We start from the raw sequence: 17,733 nt of genomic DNA, 5'->3' as shown, positions 1-17,733 counted from the left end.
AAATAAAACTAACTATATGAAAAATAATCTAATAGTACTATTCTTTATGTTTAGTGTGTCATTCGCACTAGCACAATCAAATAAAGTATCAGTCGAAAAAAGTGCAGATGGTTTTAGACTTGTGGCTAATGGCCAAACCATGATTGTTAACGGAATCAATTGGGATTATGTGCCAATAGGCAACGGTATTCTGGACAAAGGTATTTGGGCCGAATCTGATGACGTCATTAGGGCAGCGTTAGATTCAGAAATGGCACTGTTTAAAAATATGGGGGTCAATGCCATTCGTACGTATGGATTAGAACCTAAATGGATTACCTATATCTATGAGAATTATGGTATTTACACCATGCTAAATACACAGTTTGGGGCCTATGGTTTGACCATTAATGGCGCTTGGGTACCGCAAACCGATTATACGGATGACGCCACACGCGCGGTGTTAATGAAAGAAGTCACCGATATGGCGAAGAAGTATAAGGACACCCCAGGACTTTTATTGTACATGGTCGGTAACGAAAACAATTACCACTTGTCATGGACCGGTGCAGAGACAGAAGCAATACCGATTGACGGAGTAGATCCAGGGATCCGATTGGCCGCCGAAGGACTTTATAAAGCATTTAATGACGCCGCACTGGCCATTAAAGAAATAGACAGTTCTGTACCGGTATCGATTTGTAATGGAGACTTACTGTATCTCGATATTGTAAAAGAGTTCTGTACAGATATTGATATTTATGGAACAAATATGTATCGTGGAATTTCGTTCGGCGATGCCTTTCAGCGTGTTAAGGATGAGCTCAACAAACCTATTTTATTTACAGAGTTTGGAGCTGATGCCTTTAATGCTATCGAAAATAAAGAAGACCAGTATTCGCAAGCCTATTACAATGTGGGTAATTGGAAAGATATCTACGAGAATGCTGCAGGTCTTGGTAAGGCTGAAAATTCCATAGGTGGTTTTACCTTCCAATCTAGTGATGGCTGGTGGAAATGGAATCAGACCAAGGACTTTGATGTGCATAACACCATCGCGACCTGGCCAAATGGAGGTTATTCTAGAGATTTGGCGCCAGGTGGTAACAACATGAACGAGGAATGGTTTGGTATTTGTGCCAAAGGACCAACAAACGAGAGAGGCTTATACGAACTTTATCCTAGAGCTGCTTACTACGCTTTAAAAGAAGTGCACCAATTGAATCCTTATGATGAGGGGGTAAGTCTAGATTTCGTTAGTAATTACTTTGATAATATTAACCTTATGGATGCTGTTCTAAAGGCTAGGGGTGACAAGGCCGCTTTGGATGGTGGCTCTGCTGGTAAATTAGGGATAAGTCGACTTAGGGCTGAATTTACGACATTTAATACAGGGGGTAGCTTAATTACAACGCCTGAAACGGAAGACCCCAATGCCAATGTGTTTCCAAATCAGCTAGGTTTTGATCATATGCAATCCTATTATGTAGGTATCGAGGGGAATCCGTCCTCAAATATGAGAGCCAATGTTGAATTCAACATTTTAGGAAACGTTGCGGAAAACCCTATAAACGAAATTTTTTATGAAAATGTCGGAAGACCAGTAACGATTGTAGGGGTCGATGGCGGTAATGATATTGATGTTGAAATCTCTGATTTTAATCGCCTTAGAGTCTATCAGGCAGAATTTGAGTGGAATGCCAAGGACTTTGATTTAAGAGGTTTTTATAGAACTGGCCATTACCACTGGGCTTATGAAGGAGATATCTTTAATCTTTATCCAGAAGCCAACTACGGGCCAAATTTAGATATCTATAATGGTGAAATTTTAGGTATTGAAGTCGATGCCAAAGGAGAATTGGAAGGGCTTAAGGCCGCTTTTGGACCGCAATTGTGGTGGGGGGCTAACCCAACGATGCTATTTAAGTATTCTAGAAAAATATTAAACTGGGATGTGACAGGGATCTATCATAGAGACCTTGACACGGACCTTGAATTCGATGAAACAGGTCGACGTGTATTAGATGCCAATCAAGTGCGATCTGGTATCATTCCTGCTTGGCCTCAAGAAAGAGCCACATTAGCCGTTGAAAGAGATTTTGGCAGTTTTGGTGTTACAGTAGGGGGTATCTGGGGAGGTAGTCCATTAAATGGAAGTTCCTTCCAAATGTATGAAGAGGATAACGATGTCGTTGTTATTGACAAGGTACAAGGTAAAGATAATTGGGGGGCCAAGGCTAAGGTGACCTTTCAAAAAGGGCCTTTTAATTGGTATGCCCAAGGCTCCTATATGGGCTTGGTAGCCAATGGAGGTGTAGATCAGACCAGAACCTTTACGGGTTGGAGACTTTTAGACTCTGGTAGTGGTAATATGACCAATTTCCTTTCTGGATTTACTTATGCTGTCGGTGACTTACAAATCGCCCCTAACTTTATGTGGCAAAAACCTTTGGTGGATCCTATGCCAAATGGTGTGCCAGGACCGGGACGACTTAGAAATTTTATTGATGACCCATTTGCGGTAAGAGGAGGCAATAGAGAAATGACAGCAGGTGAAATATTGTTGACCTTTGATCCCACTCCAGGAACATGGATGTATGAATGGAATAATGATCGCGCAGAAGACGCTAAGTTTGCTATGAGCGCAGGCTTTGTTTACCGACACTTACCAACGACTCAAGATGCCCATATCGGTTTCTTGGCAGATCGTACCTTCTTTGCCTTTGGAGAGTCAGCGCCGGCTGAAGATTTATGGGAGGCACATACACGTATGGTTTCAAAATTGAGTCCTGACTTAGGAATTATTGGTAACTTTTACTACGGTAATGGCCAAGGTAATGGTGATTCAGATAGAACCATTACACGTTTTGGAGGAGATTTAAGAATGATCTACAAAAAGTTTAAGGTGATGTCTCATATTAAAGTAAACGATTGGGGACCATTCGATTATCACAGAGATTTTAACTTAACGTTCCCGTTACAGTTAATGCTAGATGTTTCAACGACTTTAGGGAAACCAGATTGGTTTATTTTGCCAAGTACCCAAGTCGGTATTAGAGGAATGTGGCGTTCTTTAGATGAAAATTCACCGAGGTATTCACCGCTTGCTACAGATCCGAATTCAACGAACCCCAATTCACCACCGGTACTAAGTCCAGTTGGGTTTCCTGATGGCTCGGAATGGGAGATAAGAACCTATATACATATTAATATTGGCAAATAAAAAATCTATGATTATGAAAAAATTTAATTTAAAATATCACATCGTTTTTCCATTATTGGGACTGGCATGTATAGTGATGATCGGTTGTGAACGCGGCTTTTCCGATGATGTTGATTTAGCAACGTTTCCTAATACACCAGATATTTTTACGGATGCACCTGTCGGACTAACTGATGAATTTTTTGATTCTTTTGACCCAGCTGTCGGCGCCAATACCGAAGGCTTTAGTACTGACGATAGCGAGGCCTTTGCGGGTACAACATCTATTAGAGTCGATGTACCAACGCCAAATGACCCCAATGGTGGGTTTATAGGAGGTATTTTTAAGGACAGAGGCGACGGAAGAAACCTAACAGGTTATGATGCTCTAACCTTCTGGGTAAAGGGCTCGACTACAGCAACTATAGGTACTTTTGGTTTCGGTTCAGATTTTGAAGAGGATAAATTTGCGGTTTCTATAAACAATATAGAACTGTCCACGGATTGGAAAAAAGTTATTATTCCAATTCCAGATCCGTCCAAGCTGGTACAAGAAAAAGGGATGTTCTTGTTTTCGGCCGGTACAGAAAGTACAAACGGTATGGGTTATACCTTTTGGATGGACGAACTGCGTTTTGAGAATTTAGGAACTCTAGGGCAACCAAGACCTAAAATATTTGGTGGGCAAGACCAAACTGGACAAGCTAATGTGGATACATCAGTGCCGGTAATAGGTTTAGTTTATACCGTTAACGGACCAGATGGCCTTGATATAACGGTTAATGCTGCACCGTCCTATTATGATTTTGAAACCTCAAACCCATTCGTGGCGTCGGTAGATGAATTAGGAATAGTTACTGTTGATGGCCCAGGTGTGGATGGTGACAATACAGCGGTCATCACAGGATCTATTGCCGGTACACCCGCCCAAGGATCATTAACCATTGAAGCTGTAAACATCAATGTTATTGCGCTTTTTAGCGATGTCTTTGCTGAGGTATTAGTTGATAATTATAATGGTTTCTATCTAGAGCAGAATACTTTAGGAGGTAATGTTGATGAAGACGGTAACGAAGTTATTACTTATACGCAACTAGACTTTGTAGCTATTGAATTTTATGGAAGAGATGGTAGCGAGGCAGAACCAATTGATGCTACAGAAATGACTCACTTGCATATTGATGTAAGAGTTAATGAAAATGTGGATCCAGGGGATTTCGTAAGATTTGCTTTGTTCAATAATTTTACAATGCCGAGTCAAACAGAGGGCAGCGTTACCATATCATCAGGCGAATTACAAGCTAACCAGTGGGTGGAGTTCGATATTCCATTGTCCAGTTTCAATGGATTAGGCGGAAGAGATGCCTTAGGGGCTTTATTTACAGTGACAGACAATACTATAAATAATCTTTCTCTAGACAATATATATTTCTATTCTGAAAATTAAAATAAAAAACTATGAACATTAAGAAAAACATAAAATTAAGCACACTACAGTGGTGCTGTGCTTTATTAGGGATGGGAACCATTGGTGTTGTAGCTGTAAGTTGTAATCCCGACGATACACAAGTCGTGGCAAATTTTAATACTATAACTATGCAGGATGAGTTCGATGTGGATGGTGCACCTGACCCTACGGTTTGGGGTTACGAAATTGGCGATGGTACTGCACAAGGTATCCCTGGTTGGGGAAACAACGAATTACAGTATTATACCGACCGACCGGAAAATGTGGTAGTTGAAAATGGTATGTTAAAGATTACCGCAATACAAGAAGATTTTGAAGGGTCTAGTTATACGTCGGCTAGAATTTTAACACAAGGCTTATTCGAACAACAATATGGGCGTTTCGAGGCACGCATCAAATTACCATGGGGTAAAGGGCTATGGCCAGCATTTTGGTTACTAGGGAATGACTGTGCTGAAAACCCTTGGCCTAATTGTGGTGAGATAGACATCATGGAGTACCTCGGTGATGATCCAACCGTAGTCTTTGGTAGTGTCCATGGACCTGGCTATAATGGTGGTGATTCCGTATCCAAAGAATATCGGCTCCCAGATGCACGTTTTGATGATGAATTTCATGTCTTTGGGGTAGAGTGGAGTCCTAACCGAATTAACTATTACGTCGATGATGTATTATATCAGTCGATTACACCAGAAACCATTGCTGATGAAGCTGCAGAATCCATCGATGATAGTTTGCTTGATAACGCTGGAGAATGGGTTTTTAATCGTCCATTTTACATTATCATTAATATTGCTGTCGGGGGTAATTTACCTGGCTCACCAAATGCAGATACCGTATTCCCTCAAACCATGTACGTGGATTATGTAAGGGCTTACGCTGCCGACTAGTATTTAAAAAATAACAACCGAATAAAGGTCAAGAGACACCATTCTTGACCTTTTTGACCCCTGTTCGTAAAATTGCTAACACACGAATTTAAAAGAAAATTGAAAGATACAATTACAAAAGACAAAGCTGTAAATCTGGAGCCTGTAACTATCGATAACAAGGCTTATTTTAAGATTTCTAATAGTGACCAAATGCGTCCATTTTTTATGAGTATCGTCAGTGATTCCAATCATTGGATGTTTATATCAAGTAATGGAGGATTAACGGCTGGCCGCAAAAATGCAGAGTACGCGTTGTTTCCATACTATTCCGATGATAAAGTAACAGAGTCATCAGAAATGACGGGTGCAAAATCTATTTTTCAGGTTAGTAAAAATGGGGAACGTCATATTTGGGAACCATTTTCAATACGTTTTCAAGATGATTATAACATAAGGCGTAATCTTTACAAAAGCGTCTATGGGAATGCCGTTATTTTTGAAGAAGAAAATCTAGACCTAGATTTAGTGTATCGTTACGAATGGTGTTCGAGTAATGCCTATGGTTTTGTTAAGAAATCAAAACTCATTAATAATTCAACTCTACCGGTTGCCATAAATGTTTTGGATGGTATTCAAAACGTATTGCCTTATGGGGTTAGTAGTGCTTTGCAAAATGCCAGTAGTAATTTAGTAGATGCCTATAAACGCACAGAACTTGTAGCAGAAACCGGTATCGGAATTTTTGCACTTAGTGCTATTATTGTTGATAAGGCTGAGCCTAGTGAAGCGCTCAAAGCAAATATTGCATGGTCCTTAGGATTAGACAATGTGACTTATTTATTGTCTTCACTTCAATTAAATCACTTCAGAAATTTTGATAAGATCCATCAGGAAACTGATGTCAAGGCTGAGAAAGGGGCATACTTCATTAATTCGCAACTCGAGTTGGCGTCTAAAGCGGCTAAGGACTGGGTCATTATAGCCAATGTAAATCAAGATCATTCGGCCATTGCCCAAATTTCAAAACAAATAGATGAGGACGATCAGCTATTACACAAGCTCCAAGACAATATAGAATTGGGTACAAAAAAACTCATTAAGTTGAATGCGTCTTCCGATGGATTACAGCTAACATCAGATAATTTTCGGGATACAAGACATTTTTCAAACACGCTTTTCAATATTATGAGGGGTGGTATTTTTGATAATGGTTATACCATCGAAAAATGGGATTTTGAAAACTATCTGTCCAAGGCCAATAAAAAAGTATCAAGAAAGTTAGAAGATCTTGTTAAGGCTATGCCCGATACCTTTTCGGTAAGCTTTCTAAAAGATATGGCTTATCAATCTGACGATAAAAACTTCAGGCGTTTATGCTTGGAGTATATGCCATTGAAGTTTAGTCGTCGTCATGGCGATCCAAGTAGACCCTGGAATAAGTTTTCTATAAATACAAGAAGTGAAATAGATGGCTCTAAGATTTTAGATTATGAAGGCAACTGGAGAGATATTTTTCAGAATTGGGAAGCCTTAGCACATTCGTATCCAGAATTTATGGAAAGTATGATTCATAAGTTCTTGAACGCTACAACTTTTGATGGTTATAATCCCTACAGAATTACAAAAGATGGGTTTGATTGGGAAATTATAGAACCCGATGATCCTTGGTCTTATATTGGGTATTGGGGTGACCATCAAATTATCTACCTTCTTAAATTTTTAGAATTTATAGAAGGCCATAACCCAGGCAAGTTAGAAAGCTTTTTTAACCAGGATCTATTTGTATATGCCAATGTACCTTACAAAATAAAGCCTTATAAAGATTTACTTAAAAATCCAAAAGATACGATTGAGTTTGACGAAGATTCAGACAGAAGGATTCGCCAAGACCGATCAGAGCTAGGTGCTGATGGTGCTTTGTTAAGGGATGAGAACAGACTTATTGTCAAAGTGAATTTTGTTGAAAAAATATTGGCGACAACCCTAGCCAAATTATCCAATTTTATTCCCGAAGGGGGAATATGGATGAACACCCAGCGTCCCGAATGGAATGATGCTAATAATGCCTTGGTAGGTAATGGGGTGTCCATGGTGACTTTATATTATCTGAGACGCTTTTTAAAGTTCTTTGATGCGGTATTCTCTAAGGCAAGTACAGATACTGTTGAAGTGTCTAATGAACTACTCGTCTTTTTCAATGCTGTTGCTCAAACGTTCAAAACGCACCAGTACGTATTGTCAGGCAAAATCAGTGACAACAATCGTAAGGAAATCATGGATGGCTTAGGAGAAGCTGGTAGCCAATACCGTGAGCAAATATATAATAATGCCTTCTCTGGTCGTAAATCTAGTCTGGCGATTAGTGACTTAAAAGAATTTGTCAAAATAGGTTTGGACTACTTAGAACACTCTATAAAGGCCAATAAGCGTTCGGATCAAATATACCATGCGTATAATATTATGACCGTTAATGCAAATGAGGACGTTTCTATTTCCTATCTAGATGAGATGTTAGAAGGCCAAGTGGCAGTATTGAGTTCTGGTTTTCTGTCTTCACAAGAGAATTTGGCAGTATTAGACGGCCTTAAGCATAGCAAGTTGTTTAGAGACGATCAATACAGTTATATACTATATCCATTTAAAAATCTAAAGGGTTTTATGGATAGAAATACGATCCCAGCGAATGCCGTAGAAAGTTCTGAGCTATTAAAAACCTTAGTAGCCGATGGAAATGTCCGTATTTTAGAAAAGGACATCAACGGCGAATACCATTTTAATGGCAGTTTCAAAAATGCTAATGACCTCAAAGAGGCACTCGATGCGTTAACTGGAACGAATTACGAAGATCTAGCTGCAACGGATGAAGCCAAAGTATTGCAGATTTTCGAAGACCTATTTAATCATAAGGCATTTACAGGGCGCTCAGGAACCTTTTATGGCTACGAAGGATTAGGGTCTATTTATTGGCATATGGTGTCTAAATTACTGTTAGCTGTTATGGAATGTTGCCATAAAGCTATTGAAGACAACGAGAGTGACGAAGTGGTTGGTCGACTTTTAGAACATTATTATGAGATTAATGAAGGTATAGGGGTACACAAATCGCCAGAATTGTATGGTGCTTTCCCTACAGATCCATATTCGCATACACCAGCAGGAAAAGGTGCACAGCAACCAGGGATGACTGGGCAAGTCAAAGAGGATATCTTAAGTCGTTTTGGAGAGTTAGGCGTTTTTGTAAAAAATGGCTTGCTTGTATTTGACCCATGTATGCTTCGGAAAAATGAATTTTTGGAAGAAGCACAAAGGTTCGATTATGTGTCTGCAGCAGGTGAGGCGTCTGTGTTAAACGTAAACGAAGGACAACTCGTATTTACCTATTGCCAAGTACCAATTGTATATACAATTGCCGATGCGTATAAAACTATCGTGACCACCAAGAACGGATCAGACATCACCTTCGATCAGTTAGGTTTAGATCAAGAAACAAGTGCAGAAGTCTTTGGTCGTTCAGGACAAATAGAAGTGGTTACGGTTCATGTTAAAGAAGAATACTTAAAATAAAACGTCTATAATCATGAAAAAAGGAGTTGTTATCATTTTTGTTTTATCCCTAGTATTCATGATGTCTTGCAATGAAAAGAAAAAAGACGAAACGTCTACAACCCAAATAAAGAAAGAAGTGACAGCAAAAGAGATATTAGGAAATCCAAAGTATTTGGCCATATCCTATGGGGGTTATCGAGAGCGATCAAGAGACAGTCAACCAACGATACCAGAGTTGAAAGAAGATTTAAAAATCTTATCGGCTATGGGAGTAAAGTTGCTCAGAACCTATAATGTACAACCTAAGCTACCACATGCATCCAACATTCTAAAGGCGATTAAAGAACTAAAAGCTGAAGACGAGAGTTTTGAAATGTATGTTATGCTTGGGGCTTGGATAGATTGTTTAAACGCTTGGACAGACAAAGCACCAGATCATAATGTCGAAAGTCCCAACAATGCTGGCGAAATAGAAAGAGCAGTAAAGCTGGCTAATCAATACCCAGATATTGTTAAGATTATTGCCGTAGGAAATGAAGCTATGGTAAAATGGGCAACGTCGTATTTTGTGCAGCCAGAGGTGATTTTAAAGTGGGTCAACCATTTACAAGACCTAAAAAAGGAAGGGAAGTTATCTAAAGATTTATGGATTACCAGTTCCGATGATTTCTCATCATGGGGTGGCGGTTCTGACGAATATCATGTCAAGGATTTAGAGGAGCTTATTAAGGCTGTAGATTTTATTTCTATGCATACCTATCCCTATCATAATTCGCATTATAATCCACAATTTTGGGGTGTGCCTACGGCGCACCGAAGCATGCCGGATTCTACTAAAATAGAGATGGCTATGGAACGTGCCTTAAAGTTTTCACAACAACAATACGATAGTGTTACCAATTATATGAAGAGCTTGGGTGTCAATAAACCTATTCACATCGGTGAAACAGGTTGGGCCACTGTATCTAACGGACACTATGGTAGCAAAGGTTCTCGTGCCACAGACGAATATAAGCAAGGCTTATTCTACAAGTCAATGCGACGTTGGACCAACGGGTCCGGTATATCTTGTTTTTATTTTGAGGCCTTTAACGAGAAGTGGAAGGATGCGCATAATGCCAAAGGGTCGGAAAATCACTTCGGACTATTTACAATCGATGGCAAAGCAAAATATCCTATTTGGGACTTGGTGGATCAGGGCATTTTTGAGGGCTTAACGCGTGGAGGAAATGTCATTACCAAAACCTATAATGGTGATAAAGCATTACTATTAAAGGATGTGCTTGTGCCCCCATCCGAAGAAGAAATTATGGCACGCTAGTTAATTTTTAAAATTTAAAGAGTTAAATAAACAAAGACACGTCATGACATTAAGTAAATACATATGGACGATAGCATTTATTTCAATGTTCATGTGCTCTTGTAAAGATACCCCAAAATTGAAAGAACAAGAACAAGAGGTAAACCAGGTAACCGCAAAAGATATTTTGGGCAATCCAGAATATTTAGCCATGTCTTACGGAGGTTATAGAAATGTTGATCATGATATTGAGCCCACTATTGAGGAACTCAAGGAGGATATGAAGCTTTTGTCAGCAATGGGAGTAGGTATTATTCGTACCTATAAAGTGTACTTACCTCATGCGTCTAACGTTTTAAAAGCCATTTCAGAATTAAAGAAAGAAGATCCCAATTTTGAGATGTATGTCATGCTTGGGGCATGGATTAACTGCAAAAATGCATTTACCGATCAAGTAGATCATAATGAAGAAAGCGAAGAAAACGCAGCAGAAATAGAAAAAGCAGTTGCTTTAGCCAATACATATCCCGACATCGTCAAAGTAATAGCAGTCGGTAATGAAGCCATGGTCAAATGGCAAGCCTTATACTACGTGCAACCAGGGGTTATTTTAAAATGGGTGAACCATCTTCAAAATCTTAAGGCAAATGGTGGGTTGCCAAAGGATTTATGGATAACAAGCTCCGATAATTTTGCATCTTGGGGCGGTGGTGGCGACGAATATCATGTTGAAGATTTAAACAGTCTTATTAAAGCCGTTGATTTTATTTCCATGCATACCTATCCTATGCACGATACTCACTATAATCCCGATTTTTGGTATATCCCCGAAGATGAGGTAGGATTATCAGATATAGAAAAGATTGAAGCGGCAATGAACCGTTCCTTAGAATATTCTAAAGGACAGTACCAAAGTGTCCTGAATTATATGAAGGACATAAGCGCGGACAAACCAATTCATATTGGAGAAACAGGTTGGGCAACCGTCTCTAACAGTTTTTACGGACCTGAAGGTTCAAAAGCCACTGATGAGTATAAAGAAGCGAGATTCCATGAGTTGATACGAGACTATACGAATAAGAACAATATCGCTTGTTTTTATTTTGAAGGCTTCGATGAACCTTGGAAAGATGCGACTAATCCGCAAGGTTCAGAAAACCATTTTGGATTGTTTACTGTTGAAGGTAAAGCCAAATATGCTTTATGGGATATGGTTGATAAAGGTGTTTTTGAGGGATTGACCAGAAATGGAAACCCTATTGGCAAAACCTATAATGGAGATAAAGAAGCGTTGATGAAAGATGTGTTAGTGCCACCAACGAAAGAAGAGGCTTTAGCGCATAAATCAAATTAATCTATAACTAAGGATGAAACCAACTAATTATTTTTCTGTCTTTTTTTTAATTCTAATGCTAATGAGTTGCGCTGAAAAACAAGACCAATTAGTTGCAGAGGTCTACGAGACGTCGGCAAGTGGAAATCAACTAACAAAACTTACAGAGTTTACTGCTTTAGATAGTATATCAGAAATTACTTTAAATCCGGAAAAAAAATACCAGACCATTACAGGATTTGGTGGTGCTTTTACGGAATCCTCTGCCTATTTGTTAAATAAGTTAAGCAAAGAAAACAGAGCAAAAATCATTGAAGCTTATTTTGGAGAAACAGGGGCGCAATATTCTTTGACCCGCACACACATGAACTCCTGCGATTTCTCGCTGAGCAATTATTCCTATACGCCAGTAGAAGGTGATAAAGAACTAGAACATTTTTCTATTGAAGAGGATAAAGCTGATTTAATACCCTTTATAAAAGATGCATTAGAGGCATCCGAGGACGGCTTTAAGATATTTGGCTCCCCTTGGACCGCAGCACCTTGGATGAAAGATAATAACAACTATGTAGGCGGAAAGTTACTTCCAGAATATTATGATACTTGGGCCTTATTTTTTTCCAAATATGTAGATGCTTATAAAGCAGAAGGCATAGATATTTGGGGGTTTACCGTAGAAAATGAACCCTTGGGTAATGGCAATAACTGGGAGAGCATGCATTTTACACCAGATGAGATGACTCACTTTGTTCAAAACTACTTGGGACCTAAGTTAGAAGCCGATGGAAAGGGAGATATAAAGATTTTGGGCTATGACCAAAATAGAGAACATTTAAAAGAGTGGGTGGATTCGCAATATAAAAATGAAGCAACCTCAAAATACTTCGATGGGACGGCTATTCATTGGTATGCCAGTACCTTTCATTACTTCCCAGAAGAATTGCAATATGCTCATCATAAGGCTCCTGATAAATATTTAATTCAGTCCGAAGCTTGTGTAGACGCAGAAGTTCCAGTTTGGAGAGATGATGCTTGGTATTGGAAAAAAGAAGCTACGGATTGGGGCTGGGATTGGGCGCCCGAAAAAGACAAACACCTACATCCGAAGTATGCACCAGTCAACAGATATGCAAGAGATATTATTGGCTGCTTGAACAACTGGGTCGATGGCTGGGTGGATTGGAACATGGTGTTAGATACCCAAGGCGGCCCCAACTGGTTTAAAAATTGGTGCATTGCACCGGTAATTGTAGATCCCGATAAGGACGAAGTATACCTTACCCCTTTATATTATACCATGACGCATTTTAGCAAGTTTATCCGTCCGGATGCCGAAGTCATTGGTGTTGAAAAAACCGATGACGACTTAATGGTTGCGGCAGCCAAAAATACGGACGGTTCAATTGCTGTCGTCATTTTTAATGAAGGTCAAGAGGCTAAGTACTTTTCGCTGCGCCTTAATGAAGAACGTAAACGAATTGGAATAAGCGGACAAGCTATACAAACGATTATCATACCGAACTAACTAAAAATCAATACATATGTCAAATCAGAAAACAGCCGCGAAAGATAGAGTGCCATTAGGCCAAAAAGCGGCATTTGGAGCTGGGCATTTGGTTCTTAATTTACTGCCAGGAGCACTAGGAGTATTTATGTTTTTCTTATTAACAGTCTTTGGGATGGATCCTGTTCAGGCTGGAATTTTAGGAGGCTTGCCACGAATTTTTGATGCTATTACCGACCCAGTGATGGGTTTTATTTCGGATAATACGAGTTCAAAGTATGGACGGCGACGACCTTATATTTTTATTGGCGCCATTTTAAGTGCCATATTTTTCGTTTTGCTTTGGCAAATGGATGAGAACAACTCGGCTACTTTCAATTTTTGGTATTTTTTAATCATGTCATTGGTTTTTTTAATAGGTAATACCATGTTTGCAACACCATTGGTTGGACTTGGATTTGAAATGACCACTGATTATAATGAAAGAACACGATTAATGGCGTTCTCTCAAACCGTTGGTTTAGTGGCTTGGGTTATTGTACCATGGTTTTGGCCAATGATTCCAAATGAAAACCTATTCGAAAGTCAAGCTGTTGGTATTAGAACATTGGCCTTATATGTAGGATTAGGCTGTTTGCTATTGGGTATCCTACCAGCCATATTTTGTAGAGGTATAGATGCCGGAAACATGGAAGATAGAAAGAAACTCACACTGAAGACCATATTCAGTAACTTAAAAGATTTAGTGGCGAGTATTGGAGAAGCCATAAAAAATAAACCCTTTATGAAATTATGCGGTGCAACATTTTTAGTGTTCAACGGATTTCAAATTGTGGCATCATTTAGTTTTTTCATAATCGTATTTTACTTGTTTAATGGTGATTATGGCGCAACTGGAACCTGGCCAGCTTGGTTTAGTTCAATTAGTGCATTAGTATCAGCGATAGTAGTTATTCCAATTGTGTCTGCAATGGCCAATAAATGGGGTAAGAAAAATGCATTTATTATATCAACTGCACTTTCAATTATTGGATATGTCCTAAAATGGTGGACATTTACACCAGATAATCCTTGGTTAATGTTTATTCCAATCCCATTGATCTCATTTGGACTAGGTAGTTTATTTACATTGATGATGAGTATGACCGCGGATGTTTGTGATTTGGATGAATTGGTAAATGGTATGCCTCGTAAAGAAGGAACCTTCGGAGCTTTATACTGGTGGGTTGTAAAACTAGGTCAAGGTTTGGCTTTAGTATTCGGGGGTATTGTGTTACAGGCAATAGGTTTTGATGGTGGTCTGGCAACACAATCCGAAGAAACTTTGGTAAATCTTCGTATTGCCGATATTGTTTTTCCAGTAGTTACAGCAGGTCTGGCTATTTGGGTGATGTGGAAATATAGCCTTTCTGAGGAACGCGCTAAAGAAATCAAAAAGCAATTAGAAGAGCGACGAGGTGTTTTATAAATAGCCCGTGTTTAAGTTAATTTCAAACTAAAAATATTAGAAATGTCAGCAAAAATAATAATCATAATAATAGGACTTATACTAACCCTAGTTGCTGTTTTTGGTAGTAGAAAAGGGGGTTCGGGTAAAAGACTTCTTAACACTAAAATAGCTGTGCTTTTTGGAGTTGTCGGTGTGTTAATGATGATGTATGGTAGTTATTCATCGCAATTGGTTAACGTCAATAATCAATTGGAGCAAATCTCTATTGGAAATAAATTGAAGATTGACGGACCAGTTACAAATATAAAGGTGGTATCACCGATAGATCAGGATTCTGTGGATTGCCGTATTCTTACCATGGGTGTTTATCCAGAAGGACACAGTAAGGATATTTGGGTCATGATAAGGCCTACTGATGATAGATATTATCCACAATCAGACCATACCAATACGTCGTACAAAAGAGATGGTGAATGGCAGGTGGTAACACGTTTTGGAGGCGATTTAGGAGAAGTCTACGATTTAATTATTTATGAAGCAGACGCTCCAGCATCTTCATTCTTTAGTTCTACAATAGAAAAGTGGAAGGAAGCAGATGATTATCCTGGATTAAAATTAGAGGAAATTCCACCTGGTGCCAATGAAGTAGACAGGATCAAGATTTATACAAGAAAAAACTGTAGAGGCGTATTTTAATGCGTTATTATTGGTTAAATAATGTATAGAGTTAAAAGAAATAAAGTCTCATTTAGTCAAAAAGTAGCCTTTGGTGTCGGCATGTTTGCCAATCAGATGTTTCCGGCTACAATGGCCATATTCTTTGTTGTTTTGGTCGAAGACTTAGGACTTTCACTTACCATGTGGGCTATATTGTATTTTTTACCTCGAACATTTGATGCCATTACGGATCCTTTGATGGGATTTATATCAGATAATACCAAATCAAAGTGGGGTAGACGAAGACGGTATGTCTTGCTAGGTGCCCTAATTATGGGGGTTTCATTTGTAATAATGTGGCAGTTATATAAAGACAATTCTTTAGACTATAATTTTTGGTATTTTCTACTTTGGTCCATTGTTTTTTATTTGGGTTTGACCATTTTTAGCGTGCCTTATGTGGCTATGGGTTATGAAATGAGTGACGATTTTCACGAGCGTACCCATATCATGGCTGTAGCACAGTTTATTGGGCAATGGGCGTGGGTAATTGCACCGTGGTTTTGGGTGATTATGTATGACCAAGATTGGTTTGCTTCAGGAGAAGTTGCTACAAGGAACCTCGCCGTTTGGGTCGGGGTAGGTTGTATGCTATGCGCCATGGTTCCTGCAATTTTCATAAAAAGTAAATCAACGTTAAATGAAGATAGTTATGTAGATATAACCATCAAATCAATGGGTAGTAGCTTAAAGCATATTTTTAAAAGTTTTAAAGAAGCATTTAAGTCTAAACCATTCAAAAAGTTATGTTTAGCGACCTTTTTAATATTTAACTCTTTCAATACTATTGCAGGGTTCTCGTTTTTTATAATTGTCTATTACATGTTTGATGGTAACGCTGGTGATGCGGGAATTTGGCCTACACTACACGGTTGTATTGGGGCACTGTTAACCACGTTTATGGTTATTCCAATCATTACTTGGCTGTCAAAACAAATAGGTAAAAAGAAAGCATTTTTAGTATCCCAATCCATATCACTGATTGGATACATCCTATTCTGGTTTTTATTCATTCCAGGGAAGCCCTATATGTTTCTGTTTGCCTTGCCTTTTTTCTCCTTTGGAATAGGAGGTCTATTTACGCTCATGATGTCAATGACGGCAGATGTTATAGACTTAGATGAACTAGAAACAGGAAAGCGTCGCGAAGGTATATATGGAGCAATTTATTGGTGGATGGTAAAGTTTGGATTTGCTATTGCTGGTTTATTAACAGCTCTACTTATGAAATCCGTCGGGTTCGATAATGACCTCGATGTTCAGCCAGAAGGAGCAATAACAGGTTTGCGCTTAATATATTCGGGCCTTCCAATTTTAGGAACCTTAACGGCAATTGCTATTATGTGGAACTACGATGTTTCTGAAGAACGCGCCAATGAAGTGCGTTTAGAATTAAAAGAAAGAAAAAACGAAAATAATTATATAAATTAAAGTTATGTCATACAGAGAAGGACACTATTTTAAAAAGGGATCATATAGTCAAATTGCAACGCAAGGCATTGACTTATCAAAATATAGTTTAGAAGAATTAAAAGCGCTATGGCGTAAGACCTTGGAAGAAGGCATGCATGGCATTTGCTTTAGCATGTACGAAGATGGTCAAAGACCAGGGGATACCATTACAGAGCAACAAGTGGATCGCCGTGTAGGTATATTGAAACCTTATGCCAAATGGATTCGTTCGTTTTCTTGTATCGAAGGCAACGAACATGTAGCACGAATGTCCAAAAAGCATGGTGTAAAGACCTTGGTTGGTGCTTGGCTCGGCGATGATAAAGATGATAATGAACAAGAAATAGAAGGTCTAATTCAACTCGCCAAGGAAGGCTGTGTAGATGTTGCTGCCGTGGGTAATGAAGTGTTATACCGAAACGATTTAACCTTAGAGGAACTGGTCGATTACATTAATCGCGTTAAGGAAGCCCTGTCAGGGATGAACATTCCTGTAGGGTATGTAGATGCCTATTATGAATTTTCGCGCCATCCCATATTGGTGGAGAGCACCGATGTGGTCTTGGCCAATTTATATCCGTATTGGGAAGGTTGTCCCATAGAATATGCTTTAGGTCACATGCAGGCCATGTATGGTCAAGTTGTAGATGCGGCACAGGGCAAACCGATCATTATTACCGAAACAGGTTGGCCAAGCCAGGGCGGAGGCCTAAGAGGAGCGATTGCGGGAGAGGAAGCAGCGATGAAATACTTTATTGACGCTATGCGTTGGACCAAGGAAAATGATATTCCGATCTTCTATTTTTCATCATTTGACGAGTCTTGGAAAGTGGGGCCAGAAGGAGAAGTTGGTGCCTATTGGGGACTTTGGGATAAGCACGAAAATCTGAAATATAGTTAAAAGTTTATA

11 protein-coding genes are annotated in these 17,733 nt (G+C 39.1%); all 11 read left to right on the top strand.

Annotated features, from left to right (window positions below; all coding sequences use genetic code 11):
* Positions 1-16: 16 nt before the first annotated feature.
* The 11 genes from ACO052_RS00360 (at position 17) to ACO052_RS00310 (ending at position 17,724) form a co-directional block, all read left to right on the top strand.
* On the top strand, positions 17-3,202 hold the full coding sequence (locus ACO052_RS00360; RefSeq protein ID WP_422106010.1) for a glycoside hydrolase family 2 TIM barrel-domain containing protein: 3,186 nt from the start codon (positions 17-19) through the stop codon (positions 3,200-3,202).
* Between the two features lie 13 nt (positions 3,203-3,215).
* The gene (locus ACO052_RS00355; protein ID WP_422106009.1) at positions 3,216-4,628 is read left to right on the top strand and encodes a carbohydrate-binding protein; all 1,413 of its coding nucleotides are present in this window, start codon (positions 3,216-3,218) and stop codon (positions 4,626-4,628) included.
* Between the two features lie 11 nt (positions 4,629-4,639).
* On the top strand, positions 4,640-5,539 hold the full coding sequence (locus ACO052_RS00350) for a glycoside hydrolase family 16 protein (RefSeq protein WP_422106007.1): 900 nt from the start codon (positions 4,640-4,642) through the stop codon (positions 5,537-5,539).
* Between the two features lie 99 nt (positions 5,540-5,638).
* Positions 5,639-9,085: a hypothetical protein gene (locus tag ACO052_RS00345; protein WP_422106006.1), complete on the top strand. Its 3,447-nt coding sequence runs from the start codon at positions 5,639-5,641 to the stop codon at positions 9,083-9,085.
* Between the two features lie 13 nt (positions 9,086-9,098).
* The gene (locus tag ACO052_RS00340; protein WP_422106005.1) at positions 9,099-10,388 is read left to right on the top strand and encodes a glycosyl hydrolase family 17 protein; all 1,290 of its coding nucleotides are present in this window, start codon (positions 9,099-9,101) and stop codon (positions 10,386-10,388) included.
* A gap of 43 nt (positions 10,389-10,431) precedes the next feature.
* The gene (locus tag ACO052_RS00335) at positions 10,432-11,721 is read left to right on the top strand and encodes a glycosyl hydrolase family 17 (RefSeq protein ID WP_422106004.1); all 1,290 of its coding nucleotides are present in this window, start codon (positions 10,432-10,434) and stop codon (positions 11,719-11,721) included.
* 61 nt (positions 11,722-11,782) lie between these two features.
* Positions 11,783-13,225, top strand: a complete 1,443-nt coding sequence (locus ACO052_RS00330; RefSeq protein WP_422106003.1) for a glycoside hydrolase family 30 protein — start codon at positions 11,783-11,785, stop codon at positions 13,223-13,225.
* A 16-nt stretch (positions 13,226-13,241) separates the two neighbouring features.
* Positions 13,242-14,672 (top strand): MFS transporter, encoded by a 1,431-nt coding sequence (locus ACO052_RS00325; protein WP_422106002.1) that lies wholly within the window; start codon positions 13,242-13,244, stop codon positions 14,670-14,672.
* A 42-nt stretch (positions 14,673-14,714) separates the two neighbouring features.
* Positions 14,715-15,350 (top strand): hypothetical protein, encoded by a 636-nt coding sequence (locus ACO052_RS00320; protein WP_422106001.1) that lies wholly within the window; start codon positions 14,715-14,717, stop codon positions 15,348-15,350.
* Between the two features lie 21 nt (positions 15,351-15,371).
* Positions 15,372-16,802: an MFS transporter gene (locus tag ACO052_RS00315; RefSeq protein WP_422106000.1), complete on the top strand. Its 1,431-nt coding sequence runs from the start codon at positions 15,372-15,374 to the stop codon at positions 16,800-16,802.
* 4 nt (positions 16,803-16,806) lie between these two features.
* A complete protein-coding gene (locus ACO052_RS00310; RefSeq protein ID WP_422105998.1) occupies positions 16,807-17,724 on the top strand; it encodes a glycosyl hydrolase family 17 protein in 918 nt (305 codons plus the stop codon).
* Positions 17,725-17,733 lie beyond the last annotated feature (9 nt).

The sequence above is a fragment of the Winogradskyella sp. genome, from assembly GCF_965228925.1.
Lineage (GTDB): Bacteria > Bacteroidota > Bacteroidia > Flavobacteriales > Flavobacteriaceae > Winogradskyella.
This window is presented reverse-complemented; position numbering and strand designations above follow the sequence as displayed.

What these genes read in the sequence shown, in the direction of transcription:
- ACO052_RS00360 (WP_422106010.1), top strand. Translation starts at nt 17, where the DNA reads ATGAAAAATAATCTAATAGTACTATTCTTTATGTTTAGTGTGTCATTC.
- ACO052_RS00355 (WP_422106009.1), top strand. Translation starts at nt 3,216, where the DNA reads ATGAAAAAATTTAATTTAAAATATCACATCGTTTTTCCATTATTGGGA.
- ACO052_RS00350 (WP_422106007.1), top strand. Translation starts at nt 4,640, where the DNA reads ATGAACATTAAGAAAAACATAAAATTAAGCACACTACAGTGGTGCTGT.
- ACO052_RS00340 (WP_422106005.1), top strand. Translation starts at nt 9,099, where the DNA reads ATGAAAAAAGGAGTTGTTATCATTTTTGTTTTATCCCTAGTATTCATG.
- ACO052_RS00335 (WP_422106004.1), top strand. Translation starts at nt 10,432, where the DNA reads ATGACATTAAGTAAATACATATGGACGATAGCATTTATTTCAATGTTC.
- ACO052_RS00330 (WP_422106003.1), top strand. Translation starts at nt 11,783, where the DNA reads ATGAGTTGCGCTGAAAAACAAGACCAATTAGTTGCAGAGGTCTACGAG.
- ACO052_RS00325 (WP_422106002.1), top strand. Translation starts at nt 13,242, where the DNA reads ATGTCAAATCAGAAAACAGCCGCGAAAGATAGAGTGCCATTAGGCCAA.
- ACO052_RS00320 (WP_422106001.1), top strand. Translation starts at nt 14,715, where the DNA reads ATGTCAGCAAAAATAATAATCATAATAATAGGACTTATACTAACCCTA.
- ACO052_RS00315 (WP_422106000.1), top strand. Translation starts at nt 15,372, where the DNA reads ATGTATAGAGTTAAAAGAAATAAAGTCTCATTTAGTCAAAAAGTAGCC.
- ACO052_RS00310 (WP_422105998.1), top strand. Translation starts at nt 16,807, where the DNA reads ATGTCATACAGAGAAGGACACTATTTTAAAAAGGGATCATATAGTCAA.